The sequence below is a fragment of the Selenomonadales bacterium 4137-cl genome, from assembly GCA_032334055.1.
GTDB classification, from domain to species: Bacteria; Bacillota; Negativicutes; order Sporomusales; family UBA7701; genus Anaeroselena; species Anaeroselena agilis.
This window is the reverse complement of the sequence record JAUOZS010000001.1, coordinates 3,539,640-3,556,903: the sequence shown is the minus strand read 5'-3', so window position 1 is coordinate 3,556,903 and position 17,264 is coordinate 3,539,640. Positions and strand designations below refer to the sequence as shown.

Here is a 17,264-nt window from a genome sequence, read left to right as displayed (position 1 = left end):
CTGGGGGAACTTCTCCCCTCCCCCCCAGCCCTTCCCTAGTATAGCGACAAAGGAGGCAAAAAAATGTCGGTGCTGCTGACAGAATCCCTGATCGCCGCGGTATTTCTCACCTCCTCCTGCCTCTTTTATTACCAGACTTTCTTCTTCCCCAAAACGCGGATAAGCGATATCGGTCCCGAATACTGGCCGCAACTGCTGCTCGCCGGCATGATCATCCTGTCCGCGGCGCTCCTCGTCGACATATATAAACGCCGCAAGGCTCTGGCCGCCGCGGAGGAAGATAAAAAGCCCTACCCGCTTCGATTCTGGTACACGCTGGCCCTTGCTGTCGCGTACACCCTCGTCATGCCTTTGCTCGGTTTCGCGGTCGGCACCCTGCTGTTCTGTCTGGCCATCATGTCCGTCCTGGGCGTCAGATCCGTGAAAAGCCTGCTGCTGACAGCCACCGGGGCTACCGTTCTCTTCGTAGTGCTTTTCCCTAAAATCATGGCTGTTCCCATGCCTAGGGGCATTGGCATCTTCAGGATGATCAGCCTATTTTTCTATTAGGAGGCATGGGGAATGGACAGCTTTCTGGCAGCCCTGCTCCACATCATACAACCCTCGAACCTCGCCGCCGTCTTAGGCGGCGCCCTGCTGGGCATGCTCAGCGGCGCCACGCCGGGGGTGAGCGGCACGATGATGGTGGTACTCCTCATCCCGCTCACCTACACCCTCGAGCCTGACACCGCATTCCTGCTGCTCATCTCCGTCTACTGCTCGGCCGTTTTTTCCGGCTCCATCAGCGCCATTCTCTTCCGCACCCCCGGCGCCCCCGAGGCGGTCGCTACCACCCTCGACGGCTACGAGCTGACCAAACAGGGCAAACCTCACGAAGCTCTGGGGATTTCCGTCTACTCCTCGGCGCTGGGCGGACTGCTCGGCGGCGCGGCTCTCATCCTCGTAGCGCCCCAACTGGCCAAAATCGCCCTGGCCTTCGGCCCGCCGGAATACTTCGGTATGGCCATCATGGGCCTCAGCGTAGTGACCACCCTGGGGGCGAAAAACATGGTGAAAGCGTTCCTCGCCGCTTTGCTCGGTCTCTTTCTGGCAACTGTCGGCATCGATCCCATGGCGGGCATTCCCCGCTTCACCTTCGGGCTACCCAGCCTAATGAGCGGCATCGACTTCATCCCCGTGCTCATCGGCCTGTTCGCCATATCGGAAATACTCCGCCAGGTCATGGAAGACACCTCCGTCAAAGTAAAACTAGGAAAAATCAGGACATCACTGCCTAGCTTCGCCATGCAGAAACGGCTCATGCCGACAATATTAGGCGGCTCGGCCCTCGGCACGGTCATCGGCATCCTTCCGGGCATCGGCGCCACCACCGCGGCCATGGTCAGCTACAGTGAAGCCGTCCGCTGGTCCAAAACACCCGAAAAATTCGGCACCGGGCATCCGGAAGGCGTCGCCGCGCCCGAATCCTCCAACAACGCTGCCGCCAACGGCGCCATGGTCCCCTTGCTCGCGCTGGGGATACCGGGCAGCGCCACCACGGCGGTAATGCTGGGAGCGTTCATCCTCCACGGCCTCAAGCCGGGGCCGCTGCTGTTCACCGAACAGGCCGAATTCATCAACACAATATTCCTCGGCACGATGATCGCCAACGCGATCATCCTCCTCGTAGCCCCCTTCTTCATCAGGGGCTTTGCCAACATCATCCGCATCCCCTACCCCATACTGGGGCCCGTCATCCTTGTCCTCTGCATCGTCGGCTCGTACGCCATCCGCAACAACATGATGGATGTCTGGCTGACGCTCGGCTTTGGCGTACTGGGCTACATACTCGAAAAATACCATTTTCCCCTTTCACCCATCATCCTCGGCATCGTCCTTGGCGGCCTCGCGGAGCAGGAATTCCGGCGCTCGCTCATCATGTCGGAGGGCGACTACGCCATCTTCCTCAACAGCCCGATTGCCGCCGTGCTGCTCGGCGTATCGCTCCTGTCCTTCATCGCCCCGATAGCGGTCAACATCTACAAAAAGCGCAAAGCGAACGTTGCGGCCCCCGGCGCATAACGGGAGGAGGAAATAATGCAAGCCACCAAAGCGGCCCTGCTCACCAAGGAATACGCCATCGGCCTCGTCGATAGACAGCTCGAATGCGGCGACGACGAAGTCATCGTCAAAAACCACCTCATGGGCATCTGCGGCTCCGACAAATCCTTTTATCGCGGCCAACTGCCGCCCAAGACGGCCGAATTCCGCCAGGAACCCAAATTCCCCTTCTATCTCGGCCACGAAAGCGGCGGCGAAGTCGTGGAAGTGGGCCGTCAGGTCAGGGAATTCAAGCCTGGTGACCAAGTCATGGCTTTTGGCTGGAACAACAACTTCGCCACATACTTCAAAGCCAAAGTGTTCGAACTCGAGCCCGTCCCCGAAGGACTTGAAATGGACATCGCCTCCCTGGGCGAACCGGTCGCCTGCGCCATGTATTCGGGGCTCCACGCCGGCGTCCAGCTCGGCGACACCGTCGCCGTCATGGGCGGCGGCTTCGCCGGGCAGATCATCGCCCAGTGCGCCAAGAAGAAAGGCGCCGCCAAGGTCATAGTCATTGACGTCCTCGACGGCAAACTCCAGCTCGCCAAAAAACTCGGCGCCGACATCGTCATCAACGCCACCGCCGACGATCCCGTCCAGGCCGTCCTCGACATCACCGGCGGCAGCGGGGCCGACGTCGTCGTCGAGGCCGCCGGCAGCGAGCAGTCGATCAACGCGGCCACCGCCCTCCTGAAACACAACGGGATCTTCGTATGGTACAGCTGGATAACGCGCCCCGTCCGGCTCGACATCAGCCGCTGGCACGACGACGGCATCGAATTCAGAAACACCTGCCTCGTCCATCACACCCGCCAGGAACGGCAGGTATGGACCCCGCAGGCGCTCAGACCGGTCGTCCAGGGGCTGATCGACATCAAATCCCTCATAACCCACGAGTTTTCCCTCAAAGACATCGACAAGGCGTTCCAATTCGTCGACAAAGACGACGCCGCCGTCAAAGTCGTCCTGCGCCCTTAAAAGAAGCGTTGATAGACCTGAGATGCGGCGCACCGGAAGAGCGCTTGCCTCTGGGGCCGCTGATCGGCCGCCGGCAAACCCCATCAAGACCCAAATCCAACGCAAAAACCTCCGGGATCGTCTCCCGGAGGTTTTCCTATGCTTGCTCTATTCTTCCCAGCGCCAGCAATATCCCGTACAGCAGCGCCTGCGGTCTGGGCGGGCAGCCTGGCACATACACGTCCACCGGCACCAACGCGTCCGCTCCGCCGCGCACCGCGTAATTGTCCGCGCCGAACGTCCGGCCCGAGGCCGCGCACGCCCCCACCGCCATCACCAGCCGCGGCGACGGCGTCGCCTCATACGTCATCAGCAGTGCCTGGGTCAGATTGCGCGTCACCACACCCGTCACCATCAGTAGATCGGCGTGGCGGGGCGACGCCACGAAATCCACGCCGTACTGCTGCAAATCGTACACCGGGCTTAAAAGCTGGTTAAGCTCGAAATCGCACGCGTTGCACGACCCGACGTCCAAATGGCGGATATGCAGCGACCGGCCCAGCGTCCGGGCAATTTCCGCCCGCACCGCCTCGCCCAGCAGCTGCCCCCCCAGCTCGGCCAGCTTATAGTCGCCCGTCTGGGTAAGCAGGCCCCGTTCGCACCGCTCCACGCAGCGGCCGCAAAAAATGCACGCCCGCTGGTTCACCGTCACCGTATCGCCGTCAGCCTCGATCGCCCCGACCGGGCAGGCGGCCACGCACGCGCCGCAGGCGGCGCACGACCCGCCCGCCGGCGCCACCCGGCCGCGGAACCGCTCCGGCGCCTCCCCGGCGTCCCACGCCTCCGTCACCGTGCCCACAGCCATTATCTTCTGCAGAATCTTTAGCATATCGTCGTCCCCCTAACGGTCCAGGCAGGCGTAGCAGAGCTCGAAACTCTTGTTGATCAGCGGGAAATCCGGGATGATATTGCCCGGGGCCGCCACCGTAAGCGCCGGCCAGTTCGGATAAGACGCCGACCGGACGAAATAGCGCCAGATCCTGTTATCGTCATCCATCATCAGCCAGTGCAGATTCGCGCCGCGGGCCGACTCGCTCCAGCCCGCCCCCGCGCCCCACGCCGGCGCCGGCGGCACCGCCGCCGCCAGCTCGGGACCGGCGGCCCCGAGCCTCTCCAGCGCCTGGCGGATAAGCCTCACCGTCTGCGGCACCTCATCCACCCGCACCCACAGGCGGGCGGCCACATCGCCGCTGTGGCGGACCGGCACGGCGAAATCGAGCTCGCCATAGCCGCCGTACGGCTTATCGCGGCGCATATCCCAGTCCACCCCCGAAGCCCGGGCCGCCGGCCCCACCACGCCCAGGTCGCGGGCCGCGGCGAACGGCACGATTCCCGTCGTATCCACGCGGTTCAGAAAAGCGTCGTTCTCCCTCATCAGGCCGACCAGCGAGGCGAAATCCGGCTCGAACCGCTCCAGCGCGGCCCCAATCTCACGGCACAGCTTCCCCGTCACATCCATCGCCACTCCGCCCGGCACCACCATGCCCCGCAGGTAGCGGTTACCGGTCACCGCCTCGTTCAGACGCAGCAGACTCTCCTTCAGACGGGCGCCGTTGCTCACCGCCACCTGGAACCCCATCCCGGCGCTCAGGTTGCCAATATCGCCAACATGGTTGTATAGCCGTTCAAGCTCGGCTGTCAGCACCCTGATCCACTTCGCCCGTTCCGGGATGGACGTCCCCGTCAGCCCCTCCAGCGCCTGCGAAAACGACAGCGCGTGCGACACCGAGCACACCCCGCAGATCCGCTCCACCATCGGAAACGCCTCGTCCGGCGTCAGCCCCTCCACCGCCTTCTCGATGCCGCGGTGGGTGAAAAACAGCTTGGCGTCCAGGCGGAGGATCGTTTCCCCCGCCTGGCTGAAACGGAAATGTCCCGGTTCGATGATGCCCGCGTGGATTGGTCCCACCGGCACCTCGAACACCCCCTCGCCGTGGGCGTGGAGCATCGGGAACGGTTTGTCCGCCTCAGGCACCTCCCGGGCGGGATCGAAATCCTTGCGCAGCGGATGAAGTCCCGACGGCCAGTTCTCGTGCAGCACCAGCGGCCTGAGCTCGGGATGGTCCGTCGGCTTTATGCCGAACATATCGAAAATCTCCCGTTCGTACCAGGCCGCCGCCGGAATGACCGGCGTCAGCGAAGGAAACTCCAGCGGCCCTTCGGCAGGCACCAGCCCCTTCACCGTCACCAGTCCGTCAGGCTTCCGCCCGTCAAACAGGCAGTATATCGCGTAGCTGCCCGTACTGATCCGCTCGTCGCAGGCGAACATCGCCAGCAGCCCGTGGCGGCTGCGGCTCGCGCACGCGTTGGCGGCCGCCCGCAGATTCTCCGCCTTAACGACAAAAGTCTTGATCATCATCTCAGCCCTCCCACCGCGGCGAACATCTGCGCCGCCGCCCTGGTAAGCAGTTCATCCAGCGCCGCCGGCACATACAGACCGGTGCCCACCACCCACGCCAGCGACAACCCCGCCGCCGCCAGCGCGCAGGCGCCCGGTCGCGCCGCCGCCAGCCCGGCCGGAGCAGTGCCGAACATCATCCGGGTCGCGTAATACATCATCCCCGCGAACACCCCCGCCAACAGCAGCAGCAGCGCCGCGCCCAGCACCGGCTTGCCGGCGGCGAACGCCGCGGCCACAATCGCGAACTTGCTGAAAAACACGCTAAGCGGCGGCGTACCCACGATCGCCAGCACCGCCACCAGGAACATCGTCCCCGCCGCCGGCATCGCCGCGAACAGCCCGCGGATGCGCATCACATGCTTGGAGCGGTACCGCTGAATAATTATCCCGGACAGGTAAAAGAGCGCCGACTTGGCCACCGCGTGGTTGAGGATATGGAAGGCCGCCCCGTACAGTGCCAGCGGCGTCCCCAGCCCCAAGCCGAAGCTCACGATGCCGACATGCTCCACGCTCGAATACGCCAGCAGCCGCTTAATATCGTGCTGCACCAGCATGAACGGCACGGCCACCGCCACCGACAGCACCCCGAACAGCAGCAGCGCCGCCTGCACGAACTCTCCGCCCAGCACCGCCGTAACGATGCCGAGATTGCGGATCAGCACATACAACGCGCAGCTCAAAAGCGCCCCCGACAACAGCGCGCTCACCGGCGACGGCGCCTGGCTGTGGGCGTCCGGCAGCCAGGTATGCATCGGCGCCAGACCGGCCTTCGTGCCGTAACCGATCAGGATAAACACGAACGCCAGCTTTACCAGGAAAGGATCAAGCCGGCCGCTCAGTGCCTCCATGGCCGCCCGGCTGAGAGGCGCTCCGCCTCCCCCCGCGCTAAGCTGCGCATAATACAGCAGTATCGTTCCCAGCAGCGCCAGCAAAATGCCCACATTGCAAACCATCACATACTTCCAGGCCGCCTCCAGCGCCGAGCGGTTGAAATAGAAGGCCACCAGCAGCGTCGACGCCAGCGTCGTCGCCTCCACCCCCACCCACATCAGGCCGAGGTTCTCCGCCACCAGCACCGCCAGCATCGTGAACGAAAACAACTGCAGCAGCGCGTAATAGCCGCCCAGAAGCCCCGGTTTTATATGGCCCTCGTCCGCCTCCGCCTCCATATACGACGCCGAAAAAAGCGTCGCCGTAAAAGTCAGCAGCCCCACCACCACCAGCAGCAGCGCGCTCAGAGCATCGACAAACAGCCACCCGCCGGCGTAAGGGCCGTCCCGCAGCACCCCGGCCGCGAGCGCGAAAGTCAGTCCGCAGGTCGTCAGGCTGGCGGCCACATTCATCACCTTCAAAAACCCCCGCCGGCGCACGGCCAGGCTCGCGGCCGCCGTCACCGGCGGCAGACCGAGGGCGAGCACGATCAATTCGTACATATCCTCAACCCTTCAACCTTTTCAGAATACTCGTATCGGTCGAATGAAAAGACCGCTTCAGGCGGAAAGCGAGGATGACCATCACCGTCACCATCACCAGCACGTCGAAGAAAATTCCCAACTCGATAATCAGCGGCAGGCCGCGGGTCGTCGACAGCCCCAGAACGTACAGCCCGTTCTCCACCGTGATCAGCCCGACGATCTGCATGATCGCCTGCCGCCGCGTTATGATCAGGAACAGGCCGATCAGCACCAACGCCACCGCGCTCGCCACCGCGTCGCGGCTGATCACCGCCGGCAGCGCCCGCTCGATCAGACCGTACGACAGCACCATCGCCGCCACCGCCGCCAGTGAAGAACCATTAGGGCCGACCACCGGGTGGACCTCCCGCTCCTTCTTCAGCAGGCGCACCAGGCGCAGCAGCGCGTATGGAATAAGGCCGGCCTTCACCACCACCGTCAACAGCGCCGCCACAAACATATGCGTCTCCCCCGCCTGCCAGCCGGCCGCCGCGCAGGCCGCGGCCACCACCGCCGACTGGGCCAGCAAAATATGCACCGCTGTCGACAGGCGCGTAGTCCTTGTCAGCAAAAAAGCCGAAATCAGCAGCAAAAACGCGAGAATCTCCATGCCTTCCCCTCCTACCGCGCCACCAGCGCCAGCAGCGCCAGCACCCCGGACACCGACATGAACGCCGGAATCCGGAACAGCCGCATCTTGTTAGTCGCCGTCTCCGCCGCCGCCAGGGCCAGCGCGGTCGCCACCACCTTGGCGGCCAGCACGGCCGCCTGCGCCAGCGGCGGCCACGAGAGCGGCGCCCCCGGCAAAAAGAGAACGGCGAACAGCGTTATCATCACCAGTTGCTTGATCGCCACCGCCCAATGGATGAGGCCGAGCGGCCGGCCGGAATACTCCAGAATCATCCCCTCGTGAACCATCGTCAGCTCCAGGTGGGTATCGGGGTTATCCACCGGGATGCGGCCCGTCTCGGCCAACAGCACGATAAAGAACGCCCCGGCCGCGAACACCTCCGACAAAGTCCACTTCACGCCCGCCGCCGAGGCCGCCATCGCCGCCAGGCCGGTCGACTTGGCCGGCAGGGCCACCGACAGCAGCGCCAGCAGGATGGCGGGCTCGGCCAGCACCGCGATGAACATCTCCCGCGACCCGCCCATGCCGCCGAACGCGCTGCCGGCGTCCAGCGACGCCAGCGCCAGAAAGAAACGGCCGAGCGCGAACAAATAAAGCAGCATGAACAGATCGGCGAAGCCCATGCCAAGGCCGAACGCGAGCGGCGCCAATACCGGCGCCAGGGCCGCCGCCCCCAGCGCGGCCGCGAAATAAACGGTCGGCGCGGCCGCGAACAGCCACGAAGTCGTAGGCGACGCCACGCTATCCTTGCCGAGGAACTTCGCCAGATCGTAATACGGCTGCAATATCCCCGGTCCCCGCCTGTTCTGCAGGCGCGCCTTGGCCGTCTTTATCAGGCCGGCCGCCAGCGGGGCCAGCGATGCGACCATCGCCGCCTGGGCGAGGCCGACCAGAAACTGCATCAGCAAATCCACCGCGCTCACCACCTTATGCTCCAGACCAGCACGACAATCGTCACAGCCATGATATAGCCGACATAAAGCTGCACACTCCCGGTCTGGAGACGCTTCATATAACGCGCCAGGGCGACCGCGCCCCGGTTTACGGGGCGGTACACCAGCTCGCTGAGAACATACGTTATCTTCACATGGAAAACCATCCGCCGGCCAAAATAACGGTGCGGATCCCGTTCCACCACCACATCCGGCTTCGGCAGCAGCACCGCCCGGAACGCCCGCCGGATCGGCTCGGCGAACCCCGTCGCCGTATACTCCATCCTCGCGGTCGGCACGATGCCGCACGTCCACGTCTCGCCCGCGGTACGGCCTGCCCGGCCGTACAGACGATAGCCGGCGAACGCCGCCGCCGCTCCGGCCAGCAGCAAGCCCGCCAGCGCCGCCGGCGACATCGTCCCCGTAGTCGCCGCCGCCTTAAAGCCCATCGCGTACCAGTCGCCCGTCGCCAGCGTAGTCGCCGGCGCCTCGCCCAGGAACGGGGCCACCGTCCGCGTCAGCAAGCCCAGCAGCGGCACCGGCAGCACCCCCAGCGCCAGGCACGCCGCCGCCAGGAACCCCATCGGCGCCAGCATCAGCCCGGACGCCTCCTGCGCCTCCGCCGCATGCGCGCTGCGGGGCTTGGCGAGGAAAATCATCGCGAACACCTTCACGAAACACGCCGCCGCCAGCGCGCCCGTCAGTCCCAGCAGGCTAACCAGCACCGCCGCCGTCAGCTTGCCCGTCAGCCCCGCCAGCGCCGCCGGCAGGGCGAACAGCGCCTGGAAGGTCAGCCATTCGCTCACGAACCCGTTGAGGGGCGGCAGGCCGGAAATCGCCACCGCGCCCGCCAGAAAAAAGGCGGCCGTATAGGGCATAAAGCGGATCAGTCCGCCGAGATGCTCGATATCGCGGGTATGGGTCGCCTGCAGCACCGCCCCCGCCCCCATAAACAGCAGCGACTTGAAAACCGCGTGGTTGAGTACATGGAAAAGCGCCGCCGCCCACGCCAGGCCGGCCAGTCCCGGCAGACCCGCGCTCGTGAACGCCATCCCGCCGCCCATTCCCAGCAGAATAATGCCGATATTCTCAACGCTGGAGTAGGCCAGCAGGCGCTTCACATCATGCTGCATCAGCGCGTACAGCACGCCCAGCACCGACGACAGCGCCGCCACGGCCAGCACCGCCGCCCCCCACCACAGCGGGCCCGTGCCGAGGAACTCCAGATAAAAACGGGCCAGCCCGTAAATAGCCGTCTTGATCATTACCCCCGACATCACCGCCGACACATGGGTCGGCGCCGCCGGGTGAGCCTCCGGCAGCCAAACGTGCAGAGGAATAATCCCCGCCTTCGTCCCGAAGCCGACCAGCGCGCACAGGAACGCCGCGTCGCGCAGCCAGCCAGTCGGCGCGCTTAAGTCGGCGAACGCCATGCTGCCGGTCGGAGGTACGAGCAGCAGGAAAGCCGCCATTATAAACGCCGTGCCGATATGGGTCATCACGAAATAAACGTACGCCGCCCGCCTGCTCGCCGCCTTTTCCCGCTCGTGGGCCACCAGCAGGAAAGACGTCACCGTCATCAGCTCCCAGGCCACAATAAACGCCACCACATGGCTGACCGTCACCACCGCCAGCATCGACAGCAGGAAAGCGGCGTACAGCGCCGCCATCGCCCCCAGCCGGCGCCCATAATACTCACGGCTGTAAGCGATTGCGTAAACGCTCGCCGCCGCGCCCACCGCGCCGATCACCGCCAGGAAAAAAGCGGACAGGTAATCGACCCGTACCGCCACCGGTCCGAACAGCGTATCACCCGTCAGCGTGAACTCCTGCGGCCCGGCGGAAAAAACGAAAGCCGCCCCCGCCAGGGCGAGCAGCGAGCCGAGCGCCGACAGGCCGTGAGCCAGCCGGTTGGCCGCCTCCGGGCGCGCCCTAAGGCTGAGCGCTCCTGCCGTCGCCGCGACGAAAGCAGTCGCCATCGCCGCATACAAATAAACGAACTCCATTGTCCTTCCCCACCTAATCACTAAATAAGAATAACAATTTAAAACCGGTTCCGACCGCACCAATGAAGAAAACCTGGTTTGCGCGCCAGCCCTTTCCCGGGGCGTTACAGGCGGAAACCAAGTCCATCAGAAAAACAATCTGGTGGCCTAAAATAACAATATCCATTCGACACCCGCAGACAAAATCCTGTTAAGCCCAGACGCCTTTTGCGGCAAAACCGCAAACAAATTTGACGTAACGCCCTTCGGGAGGTAAAATATTCTACAATATATGTAATTTACATAGTGAATACAGCACAAGGGGGACCCTCACATGAACCGAGCCTATAACTTCAACGCCGGCCCGTCGGCCCTGCCCCTGCCGGTACTCCAGAAGGCCCAGGCCGAACTGGTCGACTTCCGTGGCACCGGCATGTCCATAATGGAAATGAGCCATCGCGGCAAAGACTACGAAGCCGTCCACAACGAGGCCGTCAGCCTCCTAAGAGAACTCATGGCCATCCCCGCCGACTACGACATCCTCTTCCTGCAGGGCGGCGCCAGCCTCCAGTTCGCCATGGTGCCGATGAACTTCCTCCCGTCCGGCCGCAAAGCCGGCTACATCCTCACCGGCTCCTGGGCCGAGAAAGCCTATGCCGAAGCCAAGCAGTTCGGCGAAGTCTTCGAAGCCGCCGGCACCAAAAGCGAAAACTACCGCCGCGTCCCCGCCGCCGGCGACCTCAGCTACGCTCCCGACAGCGCATACATCCACCTCACCTCAAACAACACCATCTTCGGCACCGAGTGGCACGCCTTCCCCGACACCGGCGCCGTGCCCCTCATCGCCGACATGTCCAGCGACATCCTCGCCCGGCCGGTCGAGGTCAGCAAATTCGCCCTCATCTACGCCGGCGCTCAGAAAAACCTCGGCCCGGCCGGCGTCACCGTCGCCATCGTCCGCCGCGGCCTTCTCGAACAGGCCAACGCCGGCGTTCCCACCATGCTCCGCTACGCCACCCACGCCAAGGACAACTCCCTCTACAACACCCCGCCCACCTTCGGCATCTACCTCGTCGGCCTCGTCCTCGCCTGGATCAAGGAACAGGGCGGCGTCGACGCCATCCACAAACGCAACAAAGACAAAGCCGGCCTCATCTACGACGCCATCGACAAGAGCGGCGGCTTCTACCGCGGCCACGCCCAGCAGGACAGCCGCTCACTCATGAACATCACCTTCCGCCTCGGCAGCGAGGACCTTGAGAAAAAATTCCTCGACGAAGCCAAAAAAGCGGGCTTCGTCGGCCTCGCCGGCCACCGCTCGGTCGGCGGCTGCCGCGCCTCGGCCTACAACGCCGTGCCGGTGGAGGCGTGCCGGGCGCTCGCCCAATTCATGATCGACTTCCAAAAATCTAACGGCTAAAAGAACCGCTGGCGAGATCGCCAGCGGTTATTTTTGTTCGGGGGCAGGCCGTTGATGACCCCGTAGGCGGCGTTGCTCCTGCGGGCGCTTGCTAGCGTACTGCATGTACGCGGCCGGGCGCTACGCCATCCATGGCGCGCCCGGCACTAGGCCCATCCGGGGCCGTCGTCGCTGCACGTCCTCGGGGCGCCTTGCCTACGGCGCCCTGAACGGCCTGCGCACGGTTCGGGAAGGACAATTGAGGAACAGTAAGGGGTACTTGTCAAATGGCGTTTTCTTTAAAAAGGGATATTTTTAAATTTATGGAATAAATATAATGAAATTAATTCGGGAGGGATAATTATGAAAAAAATCTTATTTTAACCCTTGTTGTTATTTTCATATTCATATTGTCGGGTACATGTTGGGCGGCGCCATATAAACCTTTTGGCGATATTGGCAGTCAACAGCAAGCCATTGACAAACTATTTGCCGGGAGAACGCTCGACCCGGTCGAGGGTATTTGGGTTCTTGACAACGACGTTACAATAGCGATAGCCAAAACAGCTTTAGGCGAAAATCCAAAATATAAAAATAGTGACTACCTCGGTATTGAGTTTAACGAAAAAAAGGCCGGCGCAGTATATGTTTGGCTGCATAAAACCCAATATAGTTTTTGTTTTAGGGGCGACGGAACTTTCCGCCCCTGGTGCCAAGGAGTTTGGAAGCTGCTGTCGCCCACTATATTACTTTTTGACGGCAACAACGCCGATTCTCCCGCCATGTCTTTTATTCGCATATATCCTGCCCCTTAGATAATCGGTGGAAGAGCACTACTCTTGATACAAAGAGTAGTGCTCTTTTATTGTTCTTTTATCTATAATGGCAGCCAAGTTAGAAGACTCGTCTCCTCAGATTATCGGCGGCAGGGGCGCGGCAGGCGCACGCGGCGCCTGCACGCTCCCCTTCTCCGCCTGGGCCGCGGCCCGCGTCAGCCGCTTGACGCCCTCCTGCAGCTCCGCGGCCCCGTTGGTCGCGAAACACACGCGAAACTCCCGTTCTCCTTCCGTTCCCGGATAAAAAGCGTCTCCCGGCACGAAACTCACCCCCTGGCGGCCCGCCTCCGTCAGCAGCGCCCTGGTCGTCAGCCCTGGAGCGGTCAGCCGGCACCAGAAATAAAAGCCCCCGTCCGGCACCGCGTAGCTCAGCCGTCCGCCGGCGAACCGCCTGAGCGCCTGGGCCATCGCATCCCGCCGCTGGCGGTACTCCCGCCGGACCGCCGTCAGATGCCTGTCCAGCCCCCCCGACGCGACAAACTTGTACAGCAGCCATTGCGCGAGATTGTTGCTGTGCAGGTCAACGTACTGCTTTTCCAGCGCCAGGCGGTGGATCACCGCCTCCGGGGCCACCACCCAGCCCACGCGCAGCCCCGGGAAAACCGTCTTCGAAAAAGTGCGCAGGTAAATCACCCCGCCGTGTTGGTCGAGCGCCTTCAGCGGCGGCGGCGGCTCCCGGTCGTAGAAAAGATCGCTGTACGGATCGTCCTCGATCACCGCCAGGCGGTGGCGGGCCGCCAGCGTCAGCAGCGCCTGCCGCTCCGGCTGCGTCATCACCCGGCCGGTGGGGTTCTGATATGTAGGCAGCACATACAGCAGCTTCGGCCGGTAGCGGATGAGGTAATCCTCCAGCAGATCGAGCTGCAGCGGGCCCGGCGCCGGCAGCGTCAGCAGCCTGGCCCCCGCCGACTGGAAAATCTGCAGCGCCCCCATATAAGTTGGCGCCTCCACGATCACATAATCCCCCGGATTCAAAAACACCTTCGCCAGCAGGTAAAGCCCCTGCTGAGCCCCCGCCACCACCGCCACGTTCTCCGCCTTCGCCGGCACCCCCGCCGCCGTGTGGCGCGCGGCCAGCGCCTCCCGCAGCGGCCCGTAGCCCTCGGTCGCGATATGGCCGAGATCTTTCATCGCCAGGCTTCCCTGTCCCAGCAGGCCCTGAAAAGCCGCCCACGGATAAAGGCCGGGGTCGGGCATGCCGGTCGCCATCGACACCCCGGCCGCCGCATCCATCGCCACCAGATCGCGGATAATGCCCGACACCGGGCTCTGCCACGCCGGCACCAGCAGCTGATGCCACGGCATAGGCAGCACCGCCGCCTCGCCCGAGCCCTCCGCCACGTACGTGCCGCTGCCCACCCGCGTCCGCACCAGCCCCAGCTCCTCCAGGCGGCGGTACGCATTGATCGCCGTCGTCCGGCTCACCCCGCACCGTTCCGCCAACTGGCGCTCCGGCGGCAGCTTCGATCCCGGCGGCAGCGCCTGGCTCTTGATCTGGGCGGCTATCCGGGCGGCGATCTGCTCATACATCGGCTCCGGCCCGGCGCTCGCGGTCGTCAAATCAATGGATATATCCATTGCTCAAAACCTCCTGCATAATAGCCAATTATCGCTTAAAAAAGAAAATTGGATATTTACCGGTTAATTCCTGCCAGGTATCATAAAAGAAAATACCCGACCAGGAGTTGAACCCCCATGAACACAACCGCCATCGCCGGTTTCCGCCGCGGCGTCCTCGACACCCTCCCCATCCTCATCGGCGTAATGCCCTTCGGCGTCGCCTTCGGCATCGTCGGCCTCACCGTCGGCCTAACCCCCCTGGAAACCGTCCTCATGTCCCTCCTCGTCTTCGCCGGCGCCGCCCAATTCATCAGCGCAACCATGCTCGGCATGGGGATGGCCGATTTCAGCCTCATCGTCTTCACCACCCTGCTCATCAACCTCCGTCATCTCCTCATGGGAGCCTCGCTTGCCCCCCACCTCGCCCGCCTGCCCCTCGCCCGCCAGGCCCTCCTTGCCTTCGGCATGGTCGACGAAACCTACGCCATCACCATCGACCGCGTCGCCAGGCACGGCTATAGCGAGAGCCACCAGCTCGGCGCCAACACCGCCGCCTACCTTGCCTGGTTCCTCTCCACCCTCGCCGGCGTCCTCCTCGGCGAATACATCCCCGACCCGCTCGCCTGGGGTCTCGACTTCGCCATGCCCGCCACCTTCCTCGCCATGCTTATACCCCGCCTGGACTCCCGCACCAGCCTCGCCGTCTGCCTCGCCGCCGCCGTCGTAGCCGTCGCCGCCGCCCTCAGCCTGCCCGGCAAATGGTACATAATCCTCGCCGCCCTCGCCGCCACCATCGTCGGCGGCCTCCTCGAACCCTCCCCGGAAAAGGAGGCGAAAGCATGAGAACCGACATCGTCGTTATAATCATCGCCATGGCCGTCGTCACCTTCCTCACCCGCTTCGGCGCCCAGCTCGCCTTTCGCCGCACCGGCATACCCGCCTGGCTCTCCCGCTGGCTCAAACATGTACCCACCGGCATCCTCACCGCCCTCATCGTCCCCGCCCTCGTCCTCCCCCGCGGCAGCCTCGACCTAACCTGGCACAACCCCTACCTCCTCGCCGGCCTTGTCGCCGCCGCCGTCGCCCGGCGGTCGGGCAGCGCCCCGCTTACGATGGGAGTGGGGATGGCGACCATCCTCCTCCTCCGCTTCCACACGTGAGGCCGTTGATAAGCCCCCATCTGCGGCGTTGCTCCTCAGAGCGCTTGCATCTGGGGACCTCTGAACGCCCTCACGTCGGAGATATGCGACCGTTGATAAGCCCCCATCTGCAAAACAAAAGCCTCCCTGCTCGGGAGGCTTTGTCGTGAAAAAGCGGCCGAAAAACGACCGCCGTGCATCAGTGATTGGCCAGAATATACTGCTTTATCTCCGCCAGGGCCCGCTTGCGCTCCGTCGCCTTCACCAGCACGTAAAGCGACTTCTTGCGGCGAGAACGGCGGATGGCGTCCTCGCAGGCCCCCAAATCTTTGTCGATCCTGTTAAGTACGTCGTATACAGTCACCCGTTCCCCACCTCCCCACTTATGTTAACTTCAGTTTAGCAGACCGGCCGTCGCTTGTCTTGTTGAAAAACCTGGATTAGCGCCCGTTACGTCCCTTTGGCGGGACAAAAAAAACATAGTTCAAAAAACCGGCAGGTATTATGACAAAATTCGACGAAGTAAAAATCGACAGCCTGGAAGAAAGCCATAAAATCGCAACGGGGTGACACTTTGATTTTCAATATCTACCTCACCAACCTTCTCAAAGCCTTCTCCCTCGCCCTCGAACTCACCGACGGCGGCCTTTCCCGCCACCACTGGCGCACCGCCATGGTTGCCGACCGCATCGGCGGCCAGATCGGCCTCGCCCAGGGGCCGCGCCAGAACCTTCTCTACGCCGCCCTTCTGCATGACATCGGGGCAGCCTCCAGATGGGACGAAAAAAACAGTCTTTATAGCCATAAACCCATCACCGACCTCTACTGGCACGCCGAAGAAGGCTACCGGCTGCTCGTCGACTCGCCCCTGTTCAAAGCTCTGGCCAAACCCATCCGCCATCACCACGACCGCTGGGACGGCTCCAGCCCCTCCGGCCTCGCCGGCAAGGACCTTCCCCTCGCCGCGCGCATCATCAACCTCGCCGACACCTTCGAAGTGCTCATCAACGATGGTCGCTACATCCTCGACCAGCGCGAGGACATCCTCGCCGCCATCGTCCGCCATAGCGGCAGCCAATTCGACCCCGACCTCGTCGAAGCCCTCGGCGAGGCTGCCTATAAAGACAGCTTCTGGTTCGACCTTGCCACCCCCCATTACTTCGACCACTTCTTCCATAGCCTCCAGAGCCACGGCCAGGTCCGGCTCAATATCGACGGCCTCCTCGGCGCCGCCGAAATCTTCGCCACCATCGTCGACCGCACCAGCCGTTTCACCGCCACGCACTCCCGTACGGTCGCCGCGGTCGCTTCCTTCCTCGCCGGCGTCAAAGGCTACTCCGACACCGAAACAAAAATCATGCGCGTCGCCGGCCTTCTCCACGACCTCGGCAAACTCACCGTCCCCAACCAAATCCTCGAAAAACCCGGCAAACTTACTCCCCGCGAATTCACCGTCATCAAACAGCACGCCTACTATACCCACCGCATCCTCACCCAGGTAGACGGCTTCGAGCTCATCGCCGAATGGGCCGCCTTCCACCACGAAACCCTCGACGGCACCGGCTACCCCTTCCGTATTCCGCCCGCCAACCTCCGGCTCGGCTGCCGCATCGTCGCCGTCGCCGACGTCTACGCCGCCCTGCGTGAAGACCGCCCCTACCGGCCCAGCATGCCGCTCAGCGATGTGGAAAAAATCATGCTCGACATGGCAGCCGCCCGGCGCCTCGACGCCGACATCGTCCACACCCTCTTCGCCGCCGGCGACACCGTCGAAGAAATCCTGCCCGGCACCTGCCCCGCCTGAGCCTTACAAACATTGCCTGAGCCG

Annotated in this window: 15 protein-coding genes; 7 read left to right on the top strand and 8 right to left on the bottom strand. The window is 63.4% G+C overall.

Annotation, left to right across the window (positions count from 1 at the left end; all coding sequences use genetic code 11):
• Window positions 1–63: 63 nt before the first annotated feature.
• Genes Q4T40_18505 through Q4T40_18495 form a run of 3 tightly spaced genes read left to right on the top strand, consistent with a single transcriptional unit; the run spans window position 64 to window position 3,060 of the window.
• Window positions 64–549, top strand: a complete 486-nt coding sequence (locus Q4T40_18505; protein MDT8903231.1) for a tripartite tricarboxylate transporter TctB family protein — start codon at window positions 64–66, stop codon at window positions 547–549.
• 12 nt (window positions 550–561) lie between these two features.
• On the top strand, window positions 562–2,061 hold the full coding sequence (locus Q4T40_18500) for a tripartite tricarboxylate transporter permease (protein ID MDT8903230.1): 1,500 nt from the start codon (window positions 562–564) through the stop codon (window positions 2,059–2,061).
• A 15-nt stretch (window positions 2,062–2,076) separates the two neighbouring features.
• Window positions 2,077–3,060 carry a zinc-binding dehydrogenase gene (locus tag Q4T40_18495; protein MDT8903229.1) on the top strand — a complete coding sequence of 328 codons (984 nt, stop codon included), beginning with the start codon at window positions 2,077–2,079 and terminating at the stop codon, window positions 3,058–3,060.
• A 136-nt stretch (window positions 3,061–3,196) separates the two neighbouring features.
• On the opposite strand, the gene nuoB is transcribed toward Q4T40_18495, so the two are convergent.
• The 6 genes from nuoB to Q4T40_18465 are packed head-to-tail and all read right to left on the bottom strand — an operon-like array spanning window position 3,197 to window position 10,523.
• Window positions 3,197–3,928, bottom strand: a complete 732-nt coding sequence (nuoB, locus tag Q4T40_18490) for an NADH-quinone oxidoreductase subunit NuoB (GenBank protein MDT8903228.1) — start codon at window positions 3,926–3,928, stop codon at window positions 3,197–3,199.
• A 12-nt stretch (window positions 3,929–3,940) separates the two neighbouring features.
• Entirely contained in the window at window positions 3,941–5,458 is a 1,518-nt protein-coding gene (locus Q4T40_18485; protein ID MDT8903227.1) for an NADH-quinone oxidoreductase subunit C, read from the bottom strand.
• The gene (locus Q4T40_18480; GenBank protein MDT8903226.1) at window positions 5,455–6,933 is read right to left on the bottom strand and encodes a proton-conducting transporter membrane subunit; all 1,479 of its coding nucleotides are present in this window, start codon (window positions 6,931–6,933) and stop codon (window positions 5,455–5,457) included. Before Q4T40_18480 ends, Q4T40_18485 begins: the two co-directional genes overlap by 4 nt.
• A gap of 4 nt (window positions 6,934–6,937) precedes the next feature.
• Window positions 6,938–7,564 (bottom strand): hydrogenase, encoded by a 627-nt coding sequence (locus Q4T40_18475; protein MDT8903225.1) that lies wholly within the window; start codon window positions 7,562–7,564, stop codon window positions 6,938–6,940.
• Between the two features lie 11 nt (window positions 7,565–7,575).
• Window positions 7,576–8,499 (bottom strand): NADH-quinone oxidoreductase subunit H, encoded by a 924-nt coding sequence (locus Q4T40_18470; protein MDT8903224.1) that lies wholly within the window; start codon window positions 8,497–8,499, stop codon window positions 7,576–7,578.
• Between the two features lie 5 nt (window positions 8,500–8,504).
• Window positions 8,505–10,523, bottom strand: coding sequence for a proton-conducting transporter membrane subunit (locus Q4T40_18465; GenBank protein ID MDT8903223.1), 2,019 nt, complete (start codon window positions 10,521–10,523; stop codon window positions 8,505–8,507).
• A 313-nt stretch (window positions 10,524–10,836) separates the two neighbouring features.
• Between Q4T40_18465 and serC the strand changes: the two genes are divergently transcribed.
• The gene (gene serC / locus Q4T40_18460; GenBank protein MDT8903222.1) at window positions 10,837–11,922 is read left to right on the top strand and encodes a 3-phosphoserine/phosphohydroxythreonine transaminase; all 1,086 of its coding nucleotides are present in this window, start codon (window positions 10,837–10,839) and stop codon (window positions 11,920–11,922) included.
• An 890-nt stretch (window positions 11,923–12,812) separates the two neighbouring features.
• Here the strand turns inward: serC and Q4T40_18455 are convergent.
• Window positions 12,813–14,315 (bottom strand): PLP-dependent aminotransferase family protein, encoded by a 1,503-nt coding sequence (locus Q4T40_18455; protein MDT8903221.1) that lies wholly within the window; start codon window positions 14,313–14,315, stop codon window positions 12,813–12,815.
• A 117-nt stretch (window positions 14,316–14,432) separates the two neighbouring features.
• Here Q4T40_18455 and Q4T40_18450 point away from each other — a divergent pair, with 117 nt between their 5' ends.
• Window positions 14,433–15,140, top strand: coding sequence for an AzlC family ABC transporter permease (locus Q4T40_18450; protein MDT8903220.1), 708 nt, complete (start codon window positions 14,433–14,435; stop codon window positions 15,138–15,140).
• Window positions 15,137–15,457 carry an AzlD domain-containing protein gene (locus tag Q4T40_18445; GenBank protein MDT8903219.1) on the top strand — a complete coding sequence of 107 codons (321 nt, stop codon included), beginning with the start codon at window positions 15,137–15,139 and terminating at the stop codon, window positions 15,455–15,457. The genes Q4T40_18450 and Q4T40_18445 overlap by 4 nt, the downstream gene beginning before the upstream one ends.
• A 178-nt stretch (window positions 15,458–15,635) precedes the next feature.
• On the opposite strand, the gene Q4T40_18440 is transcribed toward Q4T40_18445, so the two are convergent.
• Window positions 15,636–15,800 carry a hypothetical protein gene (locus Q4T40_18440; GenBank protein ID MDT8903218.1) on the bottom strand — a complete coding sequence of 55 codons (165 nt, stop codon included), beginning with the start codon at window positions 15,798–15,800 and terminating at the stop codon, window positions 15,636–15,638.
• 210 nt (window positions 15,801–16,010) lie between these two features.
• Between Q4T40_18440 and Q4T40_18435 the strand changes: the two genes are divergently transcribed.
• Complete coding sequence (locus Q4T40_18435; protein MDT8903217.1) at window positions 16,011–17,240, top strand: HD domain-containing protein; 1,230 nt, start codon at window positions 16,011–16,013, stop codon at window positions 17,238–17,240.
• Window positions 17,241–17,264 lie beyond the last annotated feature (24 nt).